Below are 22,506 nucleotides of genomic sequence, written 5' to 3' on the forward strand. Positions count from 1 at the left end.
GTTTGACGAGTCGGAAACAACGGAGCCAAATACCGAATCGATCCGCAAGGCAGAACCGGAAGCGACGCTCAACTCAACTGAGACGAGATGGTAGATACGATTTCGGTCACTGCGGAGAGCAACGGATAGACATCGTCTCTCGGATGGTTTGAGTCACCTTCTGTGGCATCGGTGTCACCGAACTCGCCGGTACGCCGATGTCGGTATTTGTTCCCCTGGAACGATGGGTGGTTTCGTTCCCTCCGTTCGTTCAACGACGTCACTCGAGCGAGGTCCGGATTAATTGTAACCCTGGAGGTTTACAAAGCTCAAATCTCGATTAGGTAGTTTCATTTCTACTCATCAATCACTGGTAGGAACCGGTTGTTTTTTCGGATCGGTATTGACGATATTATATATTCCGACTGTGAGTAGCGGCAATCCGAATAGTGCGATGAGCATATACGCCAAAATCCGATAGTAGGTACCGACCAGAGTGATAATTCCGACACGAGACAGTAAGAGAGCAGTCAACAGGAAGCCGAGACCGAGAGCCCCCTTCTGTTGTTGACTGATCCCATCTATCTTCTCGAGACTTCCAATGTTGATCTCTTTTATATTTTTGTCCACACGATCCATTACAGCGTAAGAATGGCCAACGGCCGATTCAATAAGCGTCCAACCGATTAGGAGACTGTAGCCGACAATAATGTAAAACCCACTAGCTTCCTGAAGCATATTGAACAGGGGAACTTCAGCCCCGACGATCTCACTGCTGGGGTAGAACGCCATCATCGAGATATAGACTAGTAGGAACGGGACGACCACCATAACTCCCGTAACGACTCCCGAGAGTACTGCTTCACTTCTCGTCTGCTGGTAATCGAGCGTGTGAAGCACGGGCGGGAATATTGTTAATAATAGGCCCGTGTAAACTAAGCCGCTCACCACGGCATCAGTTAAGCTAGCGTCAACCGCTGAGGTATTCATTGAGGTGAAGACAGCCGTTACATTGCCGGGAGCATACGATAGCGATACGATTGCGACCACTATATACCCGACGTAGAGCAGGGCTGAGCCGACCGTTTTGAATCGCTCTATCGCTTCTCGCCCGCGATACATAACAACGCCTGAAACCGCGAGCAGGGCTGTGACTGCGAGGAAACTCGGGACCCCTAGGATATCAGCGGAAATACTCCCTGCTGCCGACGCAACGGCAGCCAAAATCACCAGAGCGATGATGACATAGACGAACTCGAAAAGGATCCACCCCTTTCCGATCAATCTCTGCATGAATGAGCCGTAATCGTATGTCTTGAAGATACGTGCAAACTCATAGATGATAACGCTCATCGTTATCATTCCCACTGCGAAGACAGCGATGACTATACTTCCGTATGCGCCGTACTGCCCCGCGTACTCCATAACTTCACGGCCCGTGGCGAGGCCACCTGCGATAGTTACTGACTGTGCTACAATGGCTGGTATTAGGATTGCTTTCCAGCGTGAGTACTGGTCTTTTGCCATGCAGTCAGTTAGTCCATACCATGCCCTATAAAGATAACGGTCTATCATTTTACTTTCGTACGTTTCAATCTCTGATATTAGAATTTCAGAAACATAGGGTGTCGAATCGGTCAGTGATACACTGTGAAATTGCCATCAGACGCCTTGATGTGGGACGAACCATCGTTGCATCAGTGATGTGTGGTTCTCGAAAGTATTGGCAGACACGTTCCCAGCGACGTGTTCGTCCTTGTACAGCCGACGTATTTCCGAGAAAACTCTCGTTCGTCCCTATTCGTAGGCCAAGACCGATCAGTAGAAGCGGTTCTCGCTGACTGTCGGCCAGTCTGAACGGCATCGTTGATTCGCCGATAACCCTCGTCGCCAAAACATAGTGTACTGGTATCGCGATTGTCCCACCCGAGCGCGCACATGACACAGCGGCTGGTCCCGCTTCCGGCCTTCAGTGCCGGTTTTCACATGGACTATAGCGGTGGAGGACCCCCGATGTATGCTATTCGAGGAGGTTATTGGTAGTGTTTGAGGGGGCGTGTCGTCATTGACGCATCTCGCGAGAGTAGTGCCGGTAACAGTTTGATGGCTTTCTGATTGCCCACAGGGCGGAGATTCGCCGTTCGGGCGACGCTAGAATTGGAACTATAGCCTTCGAATCGAGAGATTTTCGGATGAAGAAGATCCGCTCCCGTTTCGAGTTTAAACGTTGTAAGGACAACACCTGGGTGTTAGAGTTAGGCACGCATAGTATATATCAAATCCACCGCAGTACCATTATACTATTGACAGGACCGCATAGCAAAACGTAGGCATGATATTACAGATGTACAGTTGTAATATAGGGAACTATCAGCAACCGCCTAGGAGTTCACATACAATTATTTACTCTTCTGTCTGAGCTGTATGCTGTGAATCGTTCTCAGATCGCACTATGAATTTGATAAATGCAAATGTTCCTCTAGGACAATCTCCATACGGTCTGCTACCTGAGCACAGAAGAGTTAGTTATTCCATCCAAATCCTACAAGTATTTTTCAAAAAAATATATATGGTAAGCGCGTGACCTTCTTCTATGGATGTTGTGATAGTTGGCGGTGGAATAATCGGATTGTCAAGCGCATACTATCTCGCTAAACAAGGAATTGACGTCACCGTGGTAGAAAAAGGAAATATCGGGAGTGGAAACACAGAACGTTCAGCGGGCGGAATTCGAAAGCAATTCTCCACCCCGGTGAACGTGGAGCTTTCGAAAATCAGTGCTGATGTCTGGAACCAGTTTGAAGAAGAATTCGGCGTCGATATTCAGTACCGGAAGATAGGATACCTCTTCCTCGCTCGCGAGGAAGAAACAGCGATCGGCTTCAAAGAAGACGTCGCGATGCAAAACGAGCTCGGAGTAGAGAGCAAAATCGTCGAGCCGGAAGAGATGACCGACTACTGTGCCGGACTGAAACCGAGCCTGTTTAAGCTAGGGACGTACTGTCCGACGGACGGCTTTGCGGATCCACACCTCGCGTTACAAGGCTACGCACAGGCAGCACAAGAGGTCGGAGTCGAAATACAAACGAAAACAGCCGTCACAGACGTCCTTCGCGAAGACGGCGCTGTAGTCGGTGTCGAGACGGAAGATGCCACGCTGAACGCAGACTTCGTCGTAAACACTGCCGGCGCGTGGGCCGGCCGTATCGCCGAATTCGCTGACGTGTCTCTTCCGGTTGCGCCCCGTCGACGTCAGTGCTCTATCATCAATCCGGAAACGCCCGTTCCGGAGTCAGATCCCTACGCGATCGACTTAGATACGGGCGCATATTTCCGGCCTGAACGCGAGGGTGCAGCAGTAGCCGGTGGGCACTTCGAGAGCCACGACCCCGATGTCGATCCCAACACCTACTCGAAGCAAGTCGACCTCGAGTGGATGGCGACCGTGATCGAGCACGTGTCTGAATATTCCACCTATTTCGGACTTGATTCGGAAATAAAGCGCGGGTGGGCCGGTCTGTATGCTGTCACGCCGGACCACCATCCGATAATCGAAGAGACGATCCCCGGATTCATTAACGCGGTAGGGTTCTCCGGCCACGGATTCCAACATGCCCCTGCAACTGGCCAAATCGTCACTGACCTCGTGGTGACGGGCGAGACGGACCTCGTCGATATCTCCCCGCTACATAGCGATCGGTTCAAGAAGGGGATGCTAATAGAAGAGAAAAACGTTGCATAGAGCGCGATCAGTTATTGAACGGACTCCGTGAGATAGCGGTGGTTTCGCCGACACGGAACTCGCTCTCGACCACTACGTTTTGATACGGACTCGATGGAGAAAGGCAGCGGCCGGTCCAGCGCCATGGCGCCCAAACAGCGCGACGTCGAGAAGCAACGCTGGCTCGGTGTCTCCCGCAGCGCACACCTCGGACCGCTCTACTCTCGGCAGCGGTCTCGTCGATAGCGATCCGCGATTGGTGGTCCGGCTGCAGAACTCACGGAGTTCTGACGAGCCGTACGAGAGCGTTGCTCTCGTGACCGTCGATGGGCACATCCGCTGGCAGCTAGCCGATGCACCCCGTTCTAGACCGCCTGTGAACGTGCTCTCTCTGTTGAACGACCTGTCTCGAGGAGTCGGTCAGTGAACGCTCTGGTGACCGTCACCGTCCGCTCGCTCTCTCGAGATTCTTCTCCGTTCCCGTCTCCGCTCCCGCTGAGGAGCTCGTTGGCCCACAGAGACACTTGCGACGAGTAGCCCTCTCCTTCTCAAACGGGCTCGACTAGACGGGTCGATCAACACGAAAGAAGTAGGCCGTTTCGCGCTAGTGTTCGTTCTGTCCGGGAAACGGATCGTTGACCGGTTACAGCTGAATCTGAAGGTTCCCACGTTCGGTGACGGTTGCGGTCGTCTCCGGGGGAATAATCGACGTGCAACCGGATTCCTCGATAATCGCGGGTCCTTCGAGCGTTTCTCCGATCAGCAGCGCCGCTCGATCGACGACCGGCGTTTCAACGAATCCCGGTTCTTCGAAGTATACGTCACGAGATGACTTCACGGGATCTCGCTCCTCTATCGATACTTCGTCGGTGATCTTCTCCGTCGAGACCGTCCCCGTCAATCGAAGCGTGACGAGTTCGACCGGTTCCTCGGGCATCGCGTATCCGTAGAGTTCACGGTGTTGCTCGTGGAACCGGTCGATTCCGGCCTCCAGGTTTTCTCTGCTATCGGCTTCGCCGGGGAGTGACACGGTAAGCTCGTACGCCTGACCGGAATACCGCAAGTCGAGCTGGTGGGTCAGTTCGACCTCGGTCTCCTCGAACCCTTGCTCAGCGAACCGAGACAGGAGGTCTCCTTCGAGCGAACTGAACTCTTCGCGAACGTTTCCGGCCTCGATCTCCTTTCCGGTGTATGCCTGCGACTCGTCCATGCGGACGTCGGCTAAGAGAAGCCCACGCGCAGAGAGTACGCCGGGCGTCCGCGGTAGCAAGATCGAGTCCATGTCCATATTCTGAGCGACCGACGGTGCCTGTAGCGGACCGGCACCCCCGAACGGGACGAGGGTATAGTCTGCGGGGTCACGTCCCCGCTCGATGGTTACCCGACGAATCTCACGGGCCATCTTGGCGTTCGCCACTCGAAGGACGTCCAGGGCGGCCTCTTCGATCGATAGACCGAGGGGCTCGGCGATTTTGTCTTCGAAGAGATCTCGGGCACGCTCCATCGCGGGCTGCATATCGCCGTCGAGGAAGGCGTCCGGGTCGATTCGTTTGAGGATCAGGTTCGCATCAGTGACCGTCGGCTCGGTACCGCCTCGCCCGTAGCAGATCGGTCCGGGATCGGCACCAGCGGATTTCGGTCCGACTCGAAGTCCACCGCCATTGTCGATCCACGCGATGCTTCCCCCTCCGGCCCCAACCGTGCTAATGTCTACGAGCGGAGTGTTGATCGGGAGATCGTTGATCTCTCCCTCCGTCGACCGAACGATGGACCCGTCCTCGACGATGCTCACGTCTGCGCTCGTTCCGCCCATGTCCAGACCGATCGCGTTGGAGAACCCTTCGTTCACGCTCACGTCTTGACACGCGACCGCACCTGCGGCCGGCCCTGATAGGACCGTTCGGAGTGCGAAGTCCGTCGCCTGCTCCGTTCCGAAGATACCGCCGCCCGAGTGCATCACGTTCAGCGGGACGTCGATGCCCCGCTCTTCGATCCCGGCGTCTAACCGTCCGAGATAGTCCTGAATAGTGATCTTCACGGCCTCGTTCAACACCGTCGTGACCGTGCGGTCGTACTCGCGGGTTTCGGGATACACCGCGGACGAAAGCGCGTAATCGAGATCCGTCTCGGTCTCGATAATCTCACCGATACGCCGTTCGTGTTCGTCGTTCAGATACGAGAACAACATCGAGACGACGACGGAGTCTACTCCCTCATCCTCGAGTTCCGTGACGGCGTCTCGAACGTCGTCTTCGTCGAGTTCGTCTACGACGTCACCGTCGGCGTTCAGACGGCCCTCGACACCGAAGCGGTGTTTGCGCGGAATGAGGCCCGGCGGCTTGTCCGCTTGCAGATTGTAGAGCTCCGGCCGCGTTTGATCACCGATCTCGAGCACGTCACGGAGTCCGCTGTTCGTAATGAGACCGAGGTCGGGGATCTCGCTTTCGAGGACGGCGTTCGTTCCGACCGTCGTTCCGTGGCTGAGATATGACGTCCGTTCCCCGTCGGTGTCCGTTATTTCTAGTATTTTGTCGATTCCGTTGAGCACGCCTCGGTCGAACTCCGGGGGCGTTGACGGAGTCTTTGTGGTGTGAATCTCTCCCGTTTCGTCGTCGTAGAGAACGACGTCCGTGAACGTCCCACCGGTGTCAACGCCGATACGAATAGTCATTCGTGGTCACCTCCGTTCGCCGGTCCGTTTTCAGACAACTCTCTGCGTCGTTCTTCGGTCGCTTCGTAGTCGACATCGTTCTGTGTGATGACAACACCATACTCGGTTCGGGCTTTCTCTTCCGATACTTTGTCATTTTGGACGTCTTCGAGTACCGCGTCCGGATCGCGCTCCAGCGGATCTCCGTATCCGCCACCGCCGGGAGTCTGAATACTCACGACATCGTTCGGTTCTAACTTCGTCGTCGACTTCGACGGTAGCGGTTCTTCCTCGTCTGTCTCCGGATTCCGGTAGAACCGTGCCGCTCGTGCCGGATTACCGCCGAACACGCCCCAGGGCTGTGACTTCGTCCGGTCCGTCAGCAACGAGAACGACGCCTCGTGGTCATAGAACTCGAGGTCTCGCCGAACGCCCAGGCCGCCGCGCTGGCGCCCGGCACCCTCGGAGTCCTGAATGAGGGCGTATTTTCGAACATAGACGGGCAGTTCGGTTTCGAGTTCCTCTATCGGGCTATTCGCCGTGTTCTGGAAGTGAGTCTGAACTGCGTCCATCCCGTCTTTTTCGGCCCGACCGCCGTAGCCACCGGCCACCGTCTCGTAATAGACGTACTCTTCGTCGTCTCGCGGATCACGTCCGCCGAATGCGGTATTACAGACGATCCCCTTCGTGGCGCCGATCGTCTGTTCGGGAACCGGCTCGGCCATGGCCTTCGTCATCAGGTCCGCTGCACGCATCGGGATTTCCCAGCCCGCTGCGACGGGACGGTTCTGGGTCGGATTCACCATCGTCCCTTCCGGCGTGATGACTTCGAACGGACGATAGAAACCGTCGTTCTTCGGTAGATCTTCACCGATGAACGCCATCGCAACGGACATCACTCCTGCGAACGCCATTGCGGGGGTACAGTTGAGCGGACCCCTGTTCTCCTCCGCCGTTCCGGTGAAGTCGACGGTCATCTCGTCGCCTTCGATCGTGACTGTCAGCGTCAACTGGACGGGTTCATCGACGATCCCGTCTCCGTCCATTTCGTCCGACGCTGAGAAGGATCCGTCCGGCAACTTCTCGATCGCTGCGCGAACACGTCGTTCCGTGTAATCGAGGAGTTCGTCGAGATAGTCGTTGGTTCGCTCCCGTCCGTACGTTTCGTGTAAATCGACGAACCGCTTTTCACCGATGCGGTTCGCCCCGAGCTGCGCCTGATAGTCCCCGCGTCGCATTTTCGGTTCGCGGACGTTTCGGAGGATGAACGAGAGGACGTTTTCGTCGTACTCCCAGTCTTCGACCGCGTGGACGCCCGGAATGACCATTCCCTCTCCGTACAGTTCGGTATTGTCGTTCGGAATACCGCCGGGAGTTCCGCCACCGATATCGACGTGGTGTGCTGAGTTAGCGGCGTACCCGATGATCTCGTCGTCGTGAAAGAGCGGTGAGATCAGCATCACGTCTGGGAGATGAACGGCTCCCTTGTACGGATCGTTGATGAGGATCCCGTCCCCGGGCGAAAGTTCGTCTTCCCAGTCAGGGATGTTCTTCGGAACGACCGAAACCAGCGAGCCGATATGCTGCGGAGCGATATCGTGCTGAGAAATGTGACGGAGCTCCGAATCGAAAAGCGCACACGTGTGATCGCGGCGGATCTTGATGTTCGTTGAGTAGGCCGTTCGTTGGAGCGTCGTGCCCATTTCTTCGACGATACTCTTGAGTGAGTGCCGAAATATCTCTAATTCTCCCGAATCTGGCATACATCGTAACTTAGCGTTGCAAGGTAAAAAGATACCGGTTCCGGAAATATTCGTCAGCTCATTCCGGCGGGGAGTCCCATTCGCTCCCGTCGTCTTTCGGATCGTAGCCGAGAACCTCTCGATTATGCTCTAGATCGACCCACGTCGACTCGTTGTCGCTTACTCCCCAGAAGACATCGAAATCGATCGAATCGTCCTGTAGACAGCGTTCCACCAGTTGACCCAGATCCCGGTGGGAAAGCCACGTACATTTCATCCGATCGACCATGAGATCGTATTCGTCACTATCCCGCTCCCACCATCCTTCGTCGACACCCGTTTCAGCGAGACCGTACGGGTGATCGTACGGTTCGTCGAGAACAGTCAAAATCCGGAGCGAATAGAAGCTGGTCGGATAGTCGCGAAGGTTCGTCTCGTAAACGGGATGGAGCTCGCCGAGCGGATTCTCCTTGCTTTCGACGAACTGTCGTCCGAGTGCTTCGCCGAGCACTTTCGAGACGCCGTAGAAGGAGTCCGGCCGTGGGGGCTCCTCGTGCGTGACCGAAAGGTCGTACTCGGGATCATAGAGTTCGGGCGAGTTTTCGATTTCGTACATCCCGATGGTGTGAATCGAAGAGGCGAAAATGAAGTTCTCCACTTCGGCATCGGCAGCGGCCTGCAACACGTTGTACATCCCTCTAATGTTCGTGTCTTCGACCGTGTCCCACGGCACGCTGAGTTCTGCTGCGGCCGCGAGATGGATGACTGCGTCCTGGTTATCGAAGTGCGGTCGAATCTCGTCGTAGTTCGTGATGTCAGCGACGACTGTCTCCCGCTCGGGATGGTCTTCGGCGTCGAGGCACGTGAACTCGTACTCTTCCTGGTCACCTAGCTCCGAGAGGATAGCGCTTCCAACGGTACCGTTAGCACCTGTGATGAGGACTCGCATCAACTACTGATGGGGCATTCAGGGTCAAATAAATTCGGGTATCCAGCGAGTGTTGCCAAGATCTGACCGACTCTGAGAGCGAATACCAGTGCTTCGCAGAAGCCGAGACACGGAGCTCTTCGACTACGACTATTTAGAATCGTCTCATTCTGTCACAGATCTCCCTCGATCTCGGAACGCTGTCGCGTTTCCACCCATTCCTCAATACGGTCGAACGCGGTATCGATTCTGTCGAGGGAGTTAGAGTAGGCGATTCGAATTCTGTCCGAATTCGATCCGAAGACGTCCCCCGGAACGAGCGCGACTCCGGCGTCCTGGAGGAGTGACCACGCGAACTCGCGCCCGTCCATTCCGACGTCCGGAACTGTCGGATACGCATAGATCGCGCCCTCCGGTTCCGGCGCAGTCATTCCCGGGATGTCGTCCATCCGCTCACAAACCAGCGTTCGCCGGTCCGAAAACGCTTCGACCAGCGGTTCGTAGAGATCTCCCTGCAGGGCCCTGAGCGCAGCGTGTTGCGAAATCGAGGGGGCACACGTCGTCGTGTACTGTCTCATTCGCAGGAGTACGTCGGCCAACTCTTTCGGTGCGCCGATATATCCGACTCGCCACCCGGTCATCGAGTACGCTTTCGAAACACCGTTGATCGTAATCGTCCGATCGTACATGCCGGTAAGCGAGGCCGGACTCCGATGTTCGCTTTCGTCGTAAATTATTTTCTCGTAGATTTCGTCGGAGAGTACGTATATATCGTTCTCTACGACGAGATCACGTATTGCCCGTAGATGGTCATCGTCTATAACGCTCCCCGTTGGGTTCTGCGGGCTATTCAGGATCAGTAAGGCCGTGTCATCGCTGATCTGAGATTCCAACGCCTCGATGTCCGGCTGGAAATCGTTCTCGGGATCTAAGGGATACCGAACAGGAGTGCCGCCAGCAGCACGGACACTCGGCGCATAGGTCCAGCACGGGTCAGGGATCAGGACTTCCGCACCCGGATCGACCATCGCCATCATCGAGATGAAGACCGCTTCGCTCGCTCCAGCGGTAACGATAACCTCGTCGTCTGGGCTATACGTGATCCCGTTATCGGACTCGAATTTCGCCGCGATCTGCTCGCGGAGCGGGCGAATCCCGTAGTTGGACGTGTAATGAACGTGGCCCTCCTCAATCGCGTCTACTGCAGCTTGCTTTATCGGCGATGGGGTGTCGAAGTCGGGTCGACCGATCTCGAGGTGTACGATGTCCTCACCCATCCGCTCTAGTCGGTTACACTCCGAGAAAATCTCCCGTATTCCGGAGTACGGAATCTCTTCCATTCGTTGGGCTGGCATAGGATTCCCCTGAAGATGCTGGACGGAAGTACAAATAACCATCGATGAACGTAATTTTCCAAATAGTTCTAGATAGGTTACATAACAGGCCGTCGGAGACGATCCGTGTGGTTCGCTAACACCTAAATTAGATATATACAAACTCAGTAGAGGAATCGACCACCAGTGTTTACAAATGTATGGATGTAATATTAGGGCAACTCAGGATAACGGCCGGTGATCGACTCTCCAGACTATTTACAGTAGTATGGATGTAAATAATCGGAACTGGTGTCCGATAGCTCACTGACGATGATGATCTTTGATATACACAAACTCGAGCGGTCCCTCTTCAGAAGTGGTGCGTCGACCAGTAATTCGTTATCGAGGCATGGTACGGTTCAGAGCGTCCGAACGAAGCGGATTCCGCTGAGAGGGAGAATACGGTTCCCACGTGCGGATTGCGACTCGAAGGGTCGGATCGGATCGTACGAGAGGGCGAACTTTTATAAGAAGTGACCGTATCTATGATAGCGTATGCAGAACAAGCAGAGCCAAGTAGAGGCTACCGACCTGCCTGAGGCAGCTCGGAATTACACAAATGGCGAATGGGTCAGTGCAAACGGAGAGACGGAATCGGTCACGAATCCAGTTAACGGCGAGTCTCTCTCAACGGTCCAGTACTCGACGAACGAAGACGTGAACGCCGTTGTGGACAACGCGAAGGAAGCGTTCCAGTCCTGGCGTGAGACGCCTCCCGTCGAACGATCTCAGTATCTCTTCGACCTGAAACGCGCTCTCGAGGATCGAGAAGACGAGATCGCTCGTGCGCTCACGCGCGAACACGGAAAAACGCTCGGAGAGGCGAAAGGCGAGATCCGACGCGGTATCGAGAACGTCGAAGTGGCCGCGGGGATCCCGAACATGCTCCGCGAGGGGAGCGGTACCGCCGAAGACGTTGCAGAAGACGTCGACGAGTTCTCACTCCGACAGCCACTCGGTGTGTTCACTGCGATCACCCCGTTCAACTTCCCGGCGATGATCCCGCTGTGGTTCCTTCCGTACGCGGTGGCGACTGGGAACACGTTCGTTCTCAAGCCCAGCGAGCGGGTGCCACTGAGCTCACAGCTGATCTTCGACGCCGTCGACGAGGTCGACTTCCCGGACGGAGTCGTGAATCTGGTCAACGGTGGAGCCGAGACGGTGAATACGCTGCTCGAGCACGACGATATCGCCGGCGTCTCGTTCGTCGGTAGCTCCCCGGTCGCAAAGCACGTGTATCAAACCGCAGCCGAAACCGGAAAACGCGTCCAGGCTCAGGGCGGTGCCAAGAATTACGCCGTCGTCTCCGAAAGCGCCGAACTCGAGGATGCGGTCCCCAATATCATCGGCTCCGTATACGGAAACGCGGGCCAACGATGTCTGGCGACCGACGTGGTCATCGGTGTCGGAGAGGTGTATGACGACCTGAGAACACAGCTCATCGATCAGGCCGAGCAGCTCGCCGTCGGAAACGGGCTCGAGAGTGAGACGGATGTCGGGCCGGTAATTACGCCCGACTCTCGGGATCGAATCGTCGAACTCGTTGACGACGCTATCGACCAAGGCGCGGAGCTCGTTCTCGACGGTCGCGATTTCGAGCACCCCGAGTATCCGGACGGTAATTTCCTCGGGCCGACGCTTCTCGAAAACGTAACGCCGGATATGGACATCGCACAGGAGGAAATCTTCGGTCCGGTGCTGTGTCTGATGTCTACCGACGACTTGGATGAGGCAATCGATGCCGTTAATTCGACGAAGTACGGAAACGCCTCGTCACTGTATACGGAACGCGGCGGCGAAGCGCGACAGTACCGCTACGAAGTCGATGCCGGGAATATCGGCGTGAATATCGGCGTCTGCGCGCCGATGGCCTTCTTCCACTTCGGTGGCCGGAAGGAGTCGTTCTTCGGTGATCTGCACGCGCAAGGGGAAGACGCCGTGAACTTCTACACGGAGAAGACCATCGTCATCGAACGCTGGTTTAACTAAGTAGATTCCCCTGCCGTCGTATTCGTCTCCGTCTGCGACCGCTACCGTCTCGCGCTACGCTTCCAACGCATTGAGATCCGTTACTGAGCAGTAATACGCCTCCGTTCCGGAAAGAGCGCTACTCTTCTTCCATAGCCCGTTCGTACTCGGCTATCATCTCGTTCGTTCCGTCCGCGAGGACCGCCGTGTCCTTCCCGACAGCGAAGAAATCGAAGCCCTGCCTGACACGCCTCTCGATACCGCCCTTATCGGTCACGAGCGTCCCGATCGGTATGTCCACCTCGTCACTGATCGCGACTGCCTGTTCGATATGCCGGTTGAGAACGTCTGACTCCCATTCGGCGAACACGTCGAGCGAGCCGGACAGGTCTGCTGCCCCGAGGAAAATCGCGTCGATCCCATCGACCGACGCGATCTCTCGAGCGTTCTCGACGCCGCGTTGGCTCTCGATCTGGGCGATCGTTACGAAGGAATCCTCTGCGTTTTCCACGTAATTTTGGAAATTGCTCCCGTACTCGGACGCTCGGCCGGAACCGATTCCCCTCCCGCCCGCGGGCGGGTATCGGACCGCCTCGACGAGCTCACGGGCCTCTTCGGCGGTCTCTATCATCGGAACGAGCACTCCATCGACACCGATATCGAGGATACGCTTGAGATACACGTTGTCGTTCCATGGAACACGAACGATGGACGCGGTCTCCGAATCCGTGGCCTCGATTCCGCGTACCATGTTCTCCACCGTTTCCAGTCCGATCGTCGTGTGTTCAACGTCGATGGCGACGAAGTCGAGGTCTAACGATGCGGTCACCTCAGCGACAGCCGGGCTACCGATCGAAATCCACGTTCCTACCGACTCTTCTCCGCGTTCTAGGTTTATCTGGTGGTCCATGATTGATAACTCCGAATGTTAGCACAACTAGTTCTGAAAGTGGTGTAGTTGGCTAGGTAGTGTATGTGAATGGTCATCTATAAATGTACCGGGATCTTCCGTCTCTCTCGTACTGGACATCGTTGCAGCGGCCTCGAATTCTACGATACGTCACCCTCTGTGGGTGCAAAGAACTTTTACAATTCGATTCCGTTATTCTAGGTATGAGCGAACCAGACGTAGCGATAGTTACTGGGGCTGGAAGCGGAATGGGAGCCGAGTGTGCTCGGAAGCTCTCGACGGACGGGTATGAGCTCGTCTTGATGTCCAGATCGGATAACGTAAACGAGGTCGCCGACGAAATCGACGCGACCGGAATAACGGGTTCAGTAACGGATCCGGACGACATCGAGGAATTGGTAGAGACGACGGTCGATCTACACGGACGCGTCGACGCTGTCGTCAACAGCACCGGTCATCCGGCGACCGGCGATTTGCTCGATATCCCTGACTCGGACTGGTACGAGGGACTCGACCTCGTCTACATGAATGTCGTTCGAATCGCGCGAGAAGTCACACCGATCATGAAAGAGGCAGGAGGCGGATCGATCGTGAACATTTCCACCTTTTCCGCCTACGAACCGTCGCTCGACTTCCCGGTCTCATCGGCGTTCCGAGCTGCGCTCGGAGGCTTTACCAAGATGTACGCCGATCGGTACGCCGAAGAGGACATTCGAATGAACAACGTGCTTCCCGGCTTCGTGGACAGCTACGATGCAGATCAGGAAACGGTAGACCGCATTCCGATGGAACGTCAGGCTAGTACCAGCGAAATCGCCGACGCAGTTGCGTTTCTGGCGTCCGATGACGCTAGTTACATCACCGGTCAAAATCTCCGAGTAGACGGGGGACTCACGCAGTCAATTCCGTAGCTCCGAGGCCGACACGAGCACGGATCACGACACGTAACGAGGTCGCCGCGCCGTCTCGAGTTCGATCACTCTCGATGAATCGAGCACAGCGATGCGGCGGCACTCGATCGATTTGCTCCGTTTCTGCGGCCCAACTACCCCGTGGCCGACTTCAAGGCGGTTGCGCTACTCGGCAACTCAGGTCGCGTGAAGACGTCCGAGTAGGCACTCGACTCCGTGCGATAGACGGGCCGGATCTCTGAGAACGCACTGGGGCGGATCCGTGACGGCTGAAGCGGACATTCCCACGTACGAGGCGACGGAATCGACGAATCGCTGATCTGCGACATCGACACGGTCGGCATGACCATCCGCGGTCCACGTTACTAGCACTGGAACCGAAACATTTGCAAACTCCCGCGAAGTCTATTCACTGCGTAACTCTCGATGAGCACACCACCATCCCAGCAGGAACCCGAACCGGATGAGGAACGCAATTCGGCGCTCGTCACTGCCCGTCGCCAGCTCGACCGCGCCGCAACTCACGTCGACGTCGACGAGGGGGTCATCGAACGCCTCAAACATCCGACGCGGATCGAACAGGTCTCGGTCCCCCTCGAGCGCGAGGACGGGAGCGTCGAGGTCTTCACCGGCTACCGCGCCCAGCACGACGACGTTCGCGGCCCGTACAAGGGCGGCCTTCGGTATCATCCCGAGGTGAACGCCGACGAGTGTATCGGCCTCTCGATGTGGATGACCTGGAAGTGCGCCGTGATGGACCTCCCCTTCGGCGGCGGCAAGGGCGGTATCGCCGTCGATCCCAAGTCGCTGAGCGATGAGGAGACCGAACGGCTCACCCGTCGGTTCGCAGAGGAATTGCGCTACGTCATCGGCCCTACGACGGACGTCCCGGCGCCGGACATGGGGACCGACGCCCAGACGATGGCGTGGTTCATGGACGCCTACTCGATGCAACAGGGCGAGACGATCCCCGGCGTCGTCACCGGCAAGCCGCCGGTAATCGGCGGCAGTTACGGGCGCGAAGAGGCGCCCGGCCGCTCGACGGCGATCGCCGCTCGCGAGGCCGTCGACTACTACGACCGCGACCTCTCGGACACCACGGTTGCCGTCCAAGGGTTCGGCAGCGTCGGCGCCAACGCCGCCCGCCTCCTCGAGGAGTGGGGTGCGACCGTCGTCGCCGTCAGCGATGTCAACGGTGCGATATACGATCCGAACGGACTCGACGTCGGCTCGATTCCGACCCACGACGAGGAACCCGAGGCCGTCCTCGAGCAGAACGCCCCGGAGACACTCTCTAACGAGGAAATCCTCGAACTCGACGTCGACGTCCTGATTCCGGCCGCGGTCGGCAACGTCATCACCGCGGACAACGCCGATGACATCGCGGCCGATCTGATCGTCGAAGGCGCGAACGGTCCGACGACGTTCCCCGCCGACGCCATCCTCGAAGAGCGCGGCGTTCCCGTGATTCCCGACATCCTCGCGAACGCCGGCGGCGTGACGGTGAGCTACTTCGAGTGGCTCCAGGACATCAACCGCCGGCAGTGGTCCCTCGAGCGCGTCAACGAGGAACTCGAGGAGCACATGCTCGAGGCGTGGGCCGACGTTCGGCGGGAAGTCGAGGCGAAGGAGCTGACGTGGCGCGACGCCGCCTACGTCGTGGCGCTGTCGCGGATCGCCGAGGCGAAGGAGACGCGCGGCCTGTGGCCGTAACTCGAGGCAGTTTCATCGCACGGTAACTGCTTCTTCCTCTTAGACTGCCAGTTCTTTCCGTACCGCCTGTACCGATCTCGTTCGGTCCACTAGCTGTGCCCTCTCTGGCAGTGAGTATGGTGATCGCTAGAAGAAGTAATTTTCCGTGTCAATATTGATCTGAATCACGTTAGAGCTCTTCCGTATCATCTCGGGGTAGGTTTCGTGGAACGTCTCTTCCTTACAGCGCTCGAGGGGCGCTGAAATGCTGATAGCCCCTCTCACGTGATTGTCGGGACCGATAATTGACGCCGCCACTGATCGAAGGCCCATCGTCAGTTCCTGATCGTTAGTTGCGTATCCCTGCTCTCGAACGCTGTCGAGTTCGTTCAACAGCGTCTCCCTATCGGTAATGGTGTTCTCCGTTGCGCCCTCTAACCCGTGTTCGTCGATGATTTGGTCGACTTTGGCCGCGGGAAACTCGGCCAGAATCGCTTTTCCTGCCGCACTCCGATGGAGATACTGTCTGAATTCGCGCTGTCGGGTGTGGTGTTTGGTCGCAACGGCGACGTCACCGTAGTCCTCGTAGAGTTTGATTTGCCTCCCTCTCCGCTCAGTAATGAGATGAACGTATTCTCCCGAGGTGTCCGCCAACGAATCCACTTCGTCTCTTCCGGCGAGATAGAGCTCCTCTCTATTTCTCGCGTATTCTCCTATCGGCAGGAATTTCAGCCCGATCTTGTAGACGTACCCGTCCTTTTCGACATATCCTCTCTCTTTCAGCGTATTCAGATACGTATGGACCGTCGGTTCAGAGCGGTCGAGCGCCTCAGCGAGTTCGTTCACTCGAGCGCCCTCTCTTTCTTGAAGTTCGGCAAGTATTTCGCATCCTACTTCAATTGCCTTTATCTTCCGAGGTTCCTTCGCCATGGTTGCTAATCACGACCCATGCGTAATGAAACCTCGGGTATATCAAACTTCACGGAGGGACATTACACAGGACAGAACGGAATCGGAATAAATTCGGAACTATGCGACACAACGATCTTCGGTTGGGGATAATGAACGCTCTTACAAGATATTCGAAACCGATATCTTCGCATATATCAAACTCGGCTCATTCCATCTCTACACGATACCCTGAAGGAAGGGATCATAGACGTGGTTGTCCGTTCAGCGGCAGCGAGAACCGTTGTGAAGCCAGTAGTTCGTCTACCCGCTCAGCAGGAAGATCTGCGAGGATCGTATCGACTACCAGCGGAGACGACGCTAGTGGTCTGCGGGTCGATCCGAGTCTCCGGTTCGACAATCTATTTATCGCTCGCCTCCACTGGGATGCGTATGCGCGTCAATCGAGCAGTCATAGACCGACTCGTCTCCAATGGGGTCGATACTGTCTTCGGAATTCCGGGCAAACAGTCGTTGCCGCTCAACGAGGAGATTGGCTCGCGCGACGACATCGAGTTCGTCGTTTCGCGCCACGAGACGGCGGTGTCCCACCAGGCCTGGGGGTATGCCGAAACGAGCGACGGAATGGCAGCGACCGTCGTCATTCCCGGACCAGGCGATATGAACGCAATGAACGGCCTCAAGAACGCCTACAATGACTGTACGCCGCTACTACACATCGCCATCGAGACCGAACCCGACCTCCGAGGCGGAGATGCGATCCACGAGACGCCGCCCGACACCTACGATCCCGTCGTCAAAGAGAACGTCCTCGTGGAGAATCCCGAGTCGACGGCCGCGGAGATAGACCGTGCCGCAGCAGTGGCTCAGTCGGAGCCACAGGGGCCGGTCCGGGTCGGAATTCCGAAGAATTTCCTGAAGATGGACGTCGCATTGGCCGAGCGAGGCTCGTCTTCGGTCGAGGGACGCATCGAACCCGATCCAGAAACCGTCTCTCGGGCCGCCGATCTCCTCGCATCTGCCAGCGAGCCCGTCATCTTCGCCGGCGGCGGTGTTCGGAGTGCCGACGCGAGCGACGAACTCCGGGCAGTGGCCGAACGGCTCGACGCTCCAGTGGTCACGTCGTACAAAGGAAAAGGAGTGCTCGCGGAAGACCACGATCTCTCGGCCGGGTGTCTGAGCGGCAGTGCGAGTCCCGAACTCCTGTCGTGTCTCGCGGAGGCTGATATCGTCCTCGGTGTCGGTACCGACTTCGACGCGCTGGGGACTCGAGGGTTTTCGGTGGAGTTTCCCGACGACCTAATCCACGTCACGCTCGACGCGAACGACATCGGCACTGGATACGATCCGACGATTGGCGTCGTGGCCGATGCGAAGCTAACGTTATCTGCCATGGACGACGCTCTCGCTGATCGCGAACTCGAGTCGTCGACTCGAAGCGGCGTCGAACGCGCCCGCTACGTCAGAGAGCGCACCGCAGAACGCGTCTCGGAACTCGTCGACGCCCGCGATCCGCTCACGTCCGTCGGTGCGCTCTCCGTGATCCGCAACGTCCTTCCGCGGGACGCGATAGTGACGGCTGACGCGGGTGGGTTCCGCGTCTGGGGGCTCAACACGTTCGAGGCGTACGGCCCCCATCGGTACGTCAATCCGGGCTCGTGGGCCACGATGGGCACTGGGGTCCCGTCCGCTATCGGCGCGGCGTTGTCGAATCCGGAGACGCCCGTCGTGGCGTTGACGGGCGACGGTGGCCTCATGATGTGCCTCCACGAACTTCACACGGCCGTCGCCGAGGAGGTGCCGATCGTCGTCGTGGTGTTCAACAACGAGGACTACGCCCTCATCAGCGACGAAGCCGGACGGAGCTATGACCTTCAACCCCAGGAATACGAATGGGGAGACTCACCGATCGACTTTGTGGCCGTCGCTGAGGGGATGGGAGTGGATGCAACGCGAGCAGACGGTCCTGACGAGATACGCGACGCTCTCTCCCACGCACTCACCGCCGACCGTCCCTCGCTCGTAGAAATCCGTACCGACCCCACTGAACCGCAGGCGAGCGAGTGGATGAGCGAGTGATCTCGAGCGGAAGTGACGTTGGTCCCGGGAATCCGACCGAAGACGTTTCAGCCTGCTTCTTCGTTCGACAACGAAGTATCGATAACGGCGAAACAGAAATTACATCAGATATATAATGTATTTCTTTTACATCGGTATGGTCGTAATTTCCTCATTATTATAAATGATATTTGGGTCCTTCGGAAATCGGTTCAGTAATGAGTGGACGAACCCGACAGCGGAGTTCTCGTCCCTATTTCGGTATCACCGAACGAGCAGTCGATCACGAGTTCGGTTCGACCGCTACAGCGCGAGTACTGTACCTACTCGAACGGACCGCAATAGCTATACCATTCATTCTATACGTAAATCGTATGTTGGATTTCGTTCAGCTTGAGTCGGATTTAGACCAGGAAGAGCGGTTGATCCGAGACACAGCTCGGGAGTTCGTCGAGGAACGCGTCAAACCTGCTATCGGTACGCACTTCGAAGAGGGCACCTTCCCGACCGAACTCATTTCGGAGATGGGAGAACTCGGATTCTACGCGCCGAACCTCGAGGGATACGGCTCGCCGAACGTCTCCGAAACGGCCTACGGACTCCTCATGCAGGAACTCGAGGCCGGCGATTCGGGGCTCCGGTCGATGGCCTCCGTCCAGGGCGCACTCGTCATGTATCCCATCCACGCGTACGGGAGCGAGGAACAGAAAGCGGAGTGGCTGCCGGCGCTCGGGCAGGGTGAAGCGGTCGGCTGTTTCGGGCTCACGGAGCCTGAACACGGTTCGAACCCGTCGGCAATGGAAACTACTGCGGAGAAGGACGGCGACGGCTATGTCCTCAACGGCTCGAAGACCTGGATCACCAACTCGCCGATCGCCGATATCGCGGTCGTCTGGGCTCGGGACCGGTCGGCCGAAGGGAACCCCGTCCGCGGCTTCCTCGTCGAGACCGACCGTGACGGTGTCACGACGAACGAGATCACCGAGAAGCTCTCCCTTCGCGCCTCGATCACGGGCGAGATCGGCCTGAACGACGTCTCCGTCCCCGAGGAGAACGTCCTACCCGGTGTCACCGGAATGAAGGGCCCGCTGTCCTGTCTCACGCAGGCCCGTTACGGCATCGCTTGGGGTGCGATCGGCGCCGCTCGCGACTGCTTCGAAGCGGCTCGCCGATACGCCACCGATCGCGACCAGTTCGGCGGGCCGATCGGTCGGTTCCAGCTCCAGCAGCGAAAACTCGCGGAGATGGGCACCCAGATCACACTGGCCCAACTGCTCGCCTACCGCTTGGCCGATCTGAAGGAGCGCGGTGACCTGCGACCGCAGCACGTCTCGATGGCCAAGCGAAACAACGTTCGGATGGCCCGCGAACAGTCCCGTGTCGCCCGCGAGATGCTCGGCGGCAACGGCATCACGACCGACTACTCGCCGATGCGCCACCTCGCGAACATGGAGACGGTCTACACGTACGAGGGCACCCACGATATTCACACGCTGATTCTGGGCGAGGAGTTCACTGGACTCCAAGCGTATCAGTAGTCGATCCTCACCCTCCTTCTCGAGGATAATTACCGAACCGAAAATCACAGCCCACCGTTCTATTCGGCCACTCGGCCGCGTGTCCGATATCGCTCGGAACGTGGTTCTGCTGATTTCGGACGTCGTCTACGTCGTCTCGGCGTTCTACTGGCCACCTCCCGCGGATATCCGTGATTCCCTGTTCAGTAACGGCGACATCGATATCGTGTTCAGTGTGATCGACATGGAACGTCATCGGTACAATTCCAGAAATCGTTCCATCACCGTTCGTCGAGGGAAGTGCACAGACCGTTACCAGAGCGGTGCGGTTGAAATCGGTGAAGTCACCGATGCCGTTTATCATCCGTTTGCCGCGGACGTGAGTCGAATTGACGTTCCCATATAGACGAGAACAGTGTCGAAGAGCACTTGCTTCCCGAAACCAGCGGATTCGACTGATAGCTGCACTCGGTTGGATTCTAATGGGACAGAAATCCCCTGTTCAGATTTTTTGCCAGTTGTCACCTCTCTCGAACTATTTTGCAATCAACTCCCCCTTATTTGGAGATTGTAGTAGAATAAAACTTCGAATGCCTGCCTCCGGTGCGGGTAATTTGACTACGACCGGAACAATAGGGGAGCTGCTTGAATAGTTGGGACATAGATGGATTTTGAATCTATTTCCCACTGTTTCTTGGTTCTTTCACGTCTATTCTCAGTAATAGCCTCGTGGTTTGTACGTTAGTCTAACTACCTATTTTCCACTCTCTCCGTAGCGAGAGCCGTGTCTGCATCAGCGTGTTCAGTGACTGACTCGTATGACTATATACCCGTTGGGTTGTGTTATCACAGTCCCCGCAAACTGTTTAGTTGGGCCGCTCATAGCCATTATACCGACTTTGAAACAGCCACAAATTACACCATGATAACATGACGGATATGAAAAACGCGTTGCTTTTTGGCGCGCTCGCACTCGTCTGGGGAACAGCCTTTACAGCGATCGAAATCGGACTGGAAACGCTGCCGCCGCTCCTCTTCGCAGCGGCCCGATTAGACATCGCTGCGGTCATCTTCACTGGAGTCGTACTTGTCAGCCGAATCCGGTGGCTCCCTCGGACGAAACCGGACGTGGCTCTGATCCTCTCGAACGGGATCCTCGTCATCGGAGCGCAATTCGCGTTCGCCTTTCTCGGCCAGAGCTACGTCACGAGCGGTGTCGCCGCGATCATCATTAGCTTCACGCCGATCATTACCCCCCTCATCGCGATCCGTCTCCTCCCGATGGAACGCATCTACGTCACGGACGTCATCGGTCTCTGTACTGGGCTCGCCGGCGTAACCGCTATTGCGATCGCTGGCGGCTCCTTCGACGGACAGCTCCTCGGCGTCGGACTGCTGGTAGCGGCCGCGCTCGTCTTCGCGCTCGGGTCTGTATTGACGGAACGTTGGACGGCGCGTCTCCCGACGATGTCTCTCTACGCGTGGTCGATGGCTACCGGTGCGGTCTTCCTCCACATCACATCCTACGCCTATTCGGGCGCATCGTTCGGAGACGTGGCGTGGACGCCGTCAGCAGCCGCCGCAGTCGCGTACCTCGGCGTCTTCGCGACAGCAGGCGGGTACCTCCTCTACTTCACTTTGCTCGATCGAATCGGTGCAACGAGCGTCAGCCTCATTAACTACGCATCTCCCGTCGTGGCGACGCTCTTCGGTGCGACCCTCCTCGGCGAGCAAATCACCGTGACGACCGTCGCCGGGTTCGCGCTCATCGTCGTCGGATTCGCGCTCTGCAATATCCGGCCGCTCTGGCGGCTTCTTCGGTCCGCTCGGAACACGGACGACAGTGACTGGTCGCTCGAGCGCGATGAAGTCCGCGTCCGAGGGAACGTGTACAAGAAACAGACCGACTCACAGACTTGCCGACAGCCAGGTGATTAACTGTTCTTTCCGGGCCGTTTGTATACCCACGGATGGCAGCACTGTTTCTTTCCAGAACACTTCGTGAACTCGCGGTGAGTATACACGACCAAGAACACGACAACGGAGATGACTAACGAGACGGCAACTACACTTATCTGGACCGATTCCATAATTGGACGGTCGTTTGGTATATGGGATTAATATGGCCGAACTGATTGAAGTATG

The 22,506-nt window shown here is 57.0% G+C and carries 15 protein-coding genes and 1 pseudogene; 7 read left to right on the forward strand and 9 right to left on the reverse strand.

Translation table 11 applies throughout. The features are described from left to right. Positions 1–342: 342 nt before the first annotated feature. Positions 343–1,506, reverse strand: coding sequence for a hypothetical protein (locus WD430_RS19865; RefSeq protein WP_339105862.1), 1,164 nt, complete (start codon positions 1,504–1,506; stop codon positions 343–345). 1,066 nt (positions 1,507–2,572) lie between these two features. Between WD430_RS19865 and WD430_RS19870 the strand changes: the two genes are divergently transcribed. After that, entirely contained in the window at positions 2,573–3,721 is a 1,149-nt protein-coding gene (locus WD430_RS19870) for an FAD-dependent oxidoreductase (protein ID WP_339105863.1), read from the forward strand. 93 nt (positions 3,722–3,814) lie between these two features. Here WD430_RS19870 and WD430_RS19875 read toward each other — a convergent pair. From WD430_RS19875 to WD430_RS19900, 5 genes and pseudogenes are all read right to left on the reverse strand, one after another. Next, positions 3,815–3,956: pseudogene (locus WD430_RS19875) on the reverse strand (IS6 family transposase); the annotation flags it as partial. A gap of 387 nt (positions 3,957–4,343) precedes the next feature. After that, complete coding sequence (locus WD430_RS19880; RefSeq protein WP_407067149.1) at positions 4,344–6,371, reverse strand: hydantoinase/oxoprolinase family protein; 2,028 nt, start codon at positions 6,369–6,371, stop codon at positions 4,344–4,346. Then, complete coding sequence (locus WD430_RS19890; RefSeq protein WP_339105864.1) at positions 6,368–8,113, reverse strand: hydantoinase B/oxoprolinase family protein; 1,746 nt, start codon at positions 8,111–8,113, stop codon at positions 6,368–6,370. Before WD430_RS19890 ends, WD430_RS19880 begins: the two co-directional genes overlap by 4 nt. Before the next feature lie 58 nt (positions 8,114–8,171). Then, on the reverse strand, positions 8,172–9,041 hold the full coding sequence (locus WD430_RS19895) for an NAD(P)-dependent oxidoreductase (protein ID WP_339106168.1): 870 nt from the start codon (positions 9,039–9,041) through the stop codon (positions 8,172–8,174). Positions 9,042–9,193: 152 nt separating this feature from the next. Further along, positions 9,194–10,360, reverse strand: a complete 1,167-nt coding sequence (locus WD430_RS19900; protein WP_339105865.1) for a pyridoxal phosphate-dependent aminotransferase — start codon at positions 10,358–10,360, stop codon at positions 9,194–9,196. A 531-nt stretch (positions 10,361–10,891) separates the two neighbouring features. Here WD430_RS19900 and WD430_RS19905 point away from each other — a divergent pair. Continuing rightward, the gene (locus tag WD430_RS19905; protein WP_339105866.1) at positions 10,892–12,385 is read left to right on the forward strand and encodes a CoA-acylating methylmalonate-semialdehyde dehydrogenase; all 1,494 of its coding nucleotides are present in this window, start codon (positions 10,892–10,894) and stop codon (positions 12,383–12,385) included. A gap of 118 nt (positions 12,386–12,503) precedes the next feature. On the opposite strand, the gene WD430_RS19910 is transcribed toward WD430_RS19905, so the two are convergent. After that, positions 12,504–13,274: an aldolase/citrate lyase family protein gene (locus tag WD430_RS19910; RefSeq protein WP_339105867.1), complete on the reverse strand. Its 771-nt coding sequence runs from the start codon at positions 13,272–13,274 to the stop codon at positions 12,504–12,506. Between the two features lie 203 nt (positions 13,275–13,477). Here WD430_RS19910 and WD430_RS19915 point away from each other — a divergent pair, with 203 nt between their 5' ends. Further along, positions 13,478–14,185: an SDR family oxidoreductase gene (locus WD430_RS19915; protein ID WP_339105868.1), complete on the forward strand. Its 708-nt coding sequence runs from the start codon at positions 13,478–13,480 to the stop codon at positions 14,183–14,185. 426 nt (positions 14,186–14,611) lie between these two features. Then, entirely contained in the window at positions 14,612–15,898 is a 1,287-nt protein-coding gene (gene gdhB, locus WD430_RS19920) for a glutamate dehydrogenase GdhB (protein ID WP_339105869.1), read from the forward strand. Positions 15,899–16,024: 126 nt separating this feature from the next. Here gdhB and WD430_RS19925 read toward each other — a convergent pair whose 3' ends face one another. Next, on the reverse strand, positions 16,025–16,807 hold the full coding sequence (locus WD430_RS19925) for an IclR family transcriptional regulator (protein WP_339105870.1): 783 nt from the start codon (positions 16,805–16,807) through the stop codon (positions 16,025–16,027). A gap of 411 nt (positions 16,808–17,218) precedes the next feature. Between WD430_RS19925 and WD430_RS19930 the strand changes: the two genes are divergently transcribed. Further along, a complete protein-coding gene (locus WD430_RS19930) occupies positions 17,219–18,865 on the forward strand; it encodes a thiamine pyrophosphate-binding protein (RefSeq protein ID WP_339106169.1) in 1,647 nt (548 codons plus the stop codon). Between the two features lie 353 nt (positions 18,866–19,218). Beyond that, on the forward strand, positions 19,219–20,382 hold the full coding sequence (locus WD430_RS19935; RefSeq protein ID WP_339105871.1) for an acyl-CoA dehydrogenase family protein: 1,164 nt from the start codon (positions 19,219–19,221) through the stop codon (positions 20,380–20,382). A 7-nt stretch (positions 20,383–20,389) separates the two neighbouring features. Here WD430_RS19935 and WD430_RS19940 read toward each other — a convergent pair whose 3' ends face one another. Beyond that, positions 20,390–20,845 (reverse strand): acetyl-CoA hydrolase/transferase C-terminal domain-containing protein, encoded by a 456-nt coding sequence (locus tag WD430_RS19940; protein ID WP_339106170.1) that lies wholly within the window; start codon positions 20,843–20,845, stop codon positions 20,390–20,392. Positions 20,846–21,291: 446 nt separating this feature from the next. Between WD430_RS19940 and WD430_RS19945 the strand changes: the two genes are divergently transcribed. Further along, a complete protein-coding gene (locus WD430_RS19945) occupies positions 21,292–22,299 on the forward strand; it encodes a DMT family transporter (protein ID WP_339105872.1) in 1,008 nt (335 codons plus the stop codon). Positions 22,300–22,506 lie beyond the last annotated feature (207 nt).

The sequence above is a fragment of the Haloterrigena sp. KLK7 genome (assembly GCF_037914945.1).
In the GTDB taxonomy this organism is placed as follows: Archaea; Halobacteriota; Halobacteria; order Halobacteriales; family Natrialbaceae; genus Haloterrigena; species Haloterrigena salinisoli.

Bases quoted from the DNA above. Each gene is read 5' to 3' on its own strand.
- WD430_RS19905 (WP_339105866.1), top strand. From the start codon at position 10,892: ATGCAGAACAAGCAGAGCCAAGTAGAGGCTACCGACCTGCCTGAGGCA.
- gdhB (WP_339105869.1), top strand. From the start codon at position 14,612: ATGAGCACACCACCATCCCAGCAGGAACCCGAACCGGATGAGGAACGC.
- WD430_RS19865 (WP_339105862.1), bottom strand. From the start codon at position 1,506: ATGGCAAAAGACCAGTACTCACGCTGGAAAGCAATCCTAATACCAGCC.
- WD430_RS19870 (WP_339105863.1), top strand. From the start codon at position 2,573: ATGGATGTTGTGATAGTTGGCGGTGGAATAATCGGATTGTCAAGCGCA.
- WD430_RS19930 (WP_339106169.1), top strand. From the start codon at position 17,219: ATGCGCGTCAATCGAGCAGTCATAGACCGACTCGTCTCCAATGGGGTC.
- WD430_RS19945 (WP_339105872.1), top strand. From the start codon at position 21,292: ATGACGGATATGAAAAACGCGTTGCTTTTTGGCGCGCTCGCACTCGTC.
- WD430_RS19925 (WP_339105870.1), bottom strand. From the start codon at position 16,807: ATGGCGAAGGAACCTCGGAAGATAAAGGCAATTGAAGTAGGATGCGAA.
- WD430_RS19935 (WP_339105871.1), top strand. From the start codon at position 19,219: ATGTTGGATTTCGTTCAGCTTGAGTCGGATTTAGACCAGGAAGAGCGG.
- WD430_RS19895 (WP_339106168.1), bottom strand. From the start codon at position 9,041: ATGCGAGTCCTCATCACAGGTGCTAACGGTACCGTTGGAAGCGCTATC.
- WD430_RS19890 (WP_339105864.1), bottom strand. From the start codon at position 8,113: ATGCCAGATTCGGGAGAATTAGAGATATTTCGGCACTCACTCAAGAGT.
- WD430_RS19880 (WP_407067149.1), bottom strand. From the start codon at position 6,371: ATGACTATTCGTATCGGCGTTGACACCGGTGGGACGTTCACGGACGTC.
- WD430_RS19900 (WP_339105865.1), bottom strand. From the start codon at position 10,360: ATGGAAGAGATTCCGTACTCCGGAATACGGGAGATTTTCTCGGAGTGT.
- WD430_RS19915 (WP_339105868.1), top strand. From the start codon at position 13,478: ATGAGCGAACCAGACGTAGCGATAGTTACTGGGGCTGGAAGCGGAATG.
- WD430_RS19910 (WP_339105867.1), bottom strand. From the start codon at position 13,274: ATGGACCACCAGATAAACCTAGAACGCGGAGAAGAGTCGGTAGGAACG.